Origin of the sequence: Dietzia sp. DQ12-76 (genome assembly GCF_014145045.1) — a bacterium.
In the GTDB taxonomy this organism is placed as follows: domain Bacteria; phylum Actinomycetota; class Actinomycetes; order Mycobacteriales; family Mycobacteriaceae; genus Dietzia.
On the sequence record NZ_JAALDV010000081.1, the window covers coordinates 1 to 2188 of the forward strand.

General features: G+C 71.1%; 4 protein-coding genes, 1 pseudogene and 1 riboswitch. Of the genes and pseudogenes, 1 reads left to right on the forward strand and 4 read right to left on the reverse strand.

All coding sequences use genetic code 11. The features are described 5' to 3' along the window. A partial coding sequence (locus G6019_RS03970; RefSeq protein ID WP_182627077.1) for a transglycosylase family protein occupies nt 1-207 on the reverse strand: 207 nt, incomplete at its 3' end. Nucleotides 208-218: 11 nt separating this feature from the next. After that, a riboswitch (cyclic di-AMP (ydaO/yuaA leader) is annotated at nt 219-375 on the reverse strand. Between the two features lie 178 nt (nt 376-553). Next, nucleotides 554-835, reverse strand: coding sequence for a hypothetical protein (locus G6019_RS03975; protein WP_107755838.1), 282 nt, complete (start codon nt 833-835; stop codon nt 554-556). A 121-nt stretch (nt 836-956) separates the two neighbouring features. Here G6019_RS03975 and G6019_RS17655 point away from each other — a divergent pair, with 121 nt between their 5' ends. After that, entirely contained in the window at nt 957-1358 is a 402-nt protein-coding gene (locus tag G6019_RS17655) for a cold-shock protein (protein ID WP_182613210.1), read from the forward strand. A gap of 9 nt (nt 1359-1367) precedes the next feature. Here the strand turns inward: G6019_RS17655 and G6019_RS03985 are convergent, their stop codons facing one another. Together G6019_RS03985 and G6019_RS03990 are read right to left on the reverse strand one after the other, a co-directional pair. After that, nucleotides 1368-1877: a DUF2771 family protein gene (locus G6019_RS03985; RefSeq protein WP_182613209.1), complete on the reverse strand. Its 510-nt coding sequence runs from the start codon at nt 1875-1877 to the stop codon at nt 1368-1370. Then, a pseudogene (locus tag G6019_RS03990) lies at nt 1874-2188 on the reverse strand (MFS transporter); the annotation flags it as partial. The pseudogene G6019_RS03990 and the gene G6019_RS03985, both read right to left, overlap by 4 nt.

A 2188-nucleotide genomic window follows, 5' to 3' on the forward strand; every position in this document is an offset into this window, starting at 1 on the left:
GTAGCCGTTGCCGGTGTTGATCCCCCAGTTGCCGCCGGCCTCACACTGGGCGAGACGATCCCAGTCGGAGTCCGGGGCCGCGTTGGCGGCCGGGGCGAGGGCGAGCCCGGCGGCGGAGAACGCGGTGCCCGCGAGGACCACCTTCACCGCCGTCCTGGGTGCGGAGGCGGGGGTGGCAGCGCGGTGGCGTCCGGTGTTCGAGGTCATATACGCGTCAGTCCTTTTCACTCGGTGCCTACGGGGTGAGCTGTCGGGTTCGGACGAGTGTGCCCGGCCGCGGATGGCGGCTTGACCCCAAGGCGACCTGTGGTCGCCGGCCCGGCAAGGGCCCTGATCGGGTCCCCCGTCCCCGCCCGGTTACGGTCACTGTCGCAACGGCCGCAGGGCGGGGTTCGGTGGTGCGTCCGATGCCAACTCGCTGACGAGTCTGACTCGAACAGTAGCGGGTTGATGCCGGATCGTCACCATTCTGAGATAAAACCAGGTCACGCAGAAGGGTGGCTATCAGTGTTATCCGCTCGTTACCTGGAGATTCGCGGACGTGTGGGTTCCGTCACGCCCTGGGCGGCCGGGAGCCGAGGATGGCGTACAGCAGCCCCAGGAGGAACCCGACCGGGGTGAACACCATCGCGCCGACGTAGAGGAACGTGGGGGCGTCCCGGTCCAGCACGAACGGGGTGAGTGCGGCGAGGATCGTGAAGACGACTCCGACGGCGAAGACGGCCAGGGCGGCGACGAACAGCCCGCGACGTCTGGGGCGGGACGGGGTGGGCTGGGCCGCGTGAGGGGTCCAGGGGTCGGGGTCGTCGGCCGGGGGTCGGGCATCTGAGGTCACACCGGGCAGGCTACCGGCCCGATGCGGGCACCGAACCGCCACCTCGGCGAGGGTAGGCTCGACGGCGACGTGGTGATGGTCGGTCGCACCTGTGCGCGATCGTGTGGAGAGGTGGTTCGCGGTGCCCAGTGGCAGGGTCAAGTGGTACGACGCGGAGAAGGGATTCGGTTTCCTGTCCCACGAGGGCGGGGAGGACGTCTACGTCCGGTCCGACGCCCTTCCTGCCGGCGTGGACACGCTCCGGCCCCGCCAGCGGGTGGAGTTCGACATGGTCTCCGGTCGGCGCGGCCCCCAGGCGCTCCGGGTGGTCGTCCACGAGGACCCCACCGTCGCGCAGGACCGTGCGCCCCGGGGTGGCCCACGGCACTCCCCGGATGAGCTGCACGGGATGATCGAGGACATGATCAAGGTGCTCGAGTCGACCGTCCAGCCCGAGTTGCGGCGCGGCCACCGTCCCGACCACAAGGTGTCGAGCCGGGTGGCCTCGGTTCTCCGCGCGGTCGCCCGCGAACTGGACGCGTGACCGGCAGGATCAGTCCGCGTAGTCGAACCCGACCGACCACTCGCCGCTGAGGATCGTCTCCGAGCCGTCCGCGGCGTAGACCAGCGCGACCGCCCGGAGCGCCAGCCCCTCGATCCGTCCCTCGTCGGGAAGGGCGACCGGGACGAGCAGTTCGCCGGGCCCGTCGGGCTCGACGGTGTACTCGCGGAACCCGTCCGCGCGGACCTCGTAGACGTCGAGCGTGGCGCGGCGCAGCTCGACCGGGAGCCGAACCGTGAGCGTGTGCTCACCCGAGATGACGAACCGGCCCACCGGATTGGCATAGGTGGTGCCGTCGAGGTCCGTGGCCGCGAACGGAGGGACCTCGACGTGATCGCGGTCGGTCGCGACGGTGATCGACGGCACCGACCCGTGGCGTGAGGCCGAGCCCTGCCACGCCCCCACGATCGCGGCGATCATGACGATCACCCACGCCAGGATCGCCCAGGTGACTGGACGAACGCGGGGGCCGGAGGCGGGGGCATCGCTGCGGGAGCTCACTCCTCCATTCTGCCCAGCAGGCGTGCGCCGAACGAACGGGGGTCACGTGGTTCTCCGGGGAACCGGGGTCGGTTGCCGCCGAGCCCGGGCACGAGCGTGGATCCGCGCGCGGTCAGGAGGGACTGCGCGAACAGCAGGGCGCCGACGACCGCGATCACGCCGAAGCCCACGGTGAAGTCCGGCGGCAGGAGGACCCCCAGCGCGCCGCCCGCGACCCATGCCAGCTGCAGAGCCGTCTCGGACCGGCCGAACGCCGACGACCGCGCGGAATCCGGGATGTCCGTCTGGATCGAGGCGTCGAGCGCCACCTT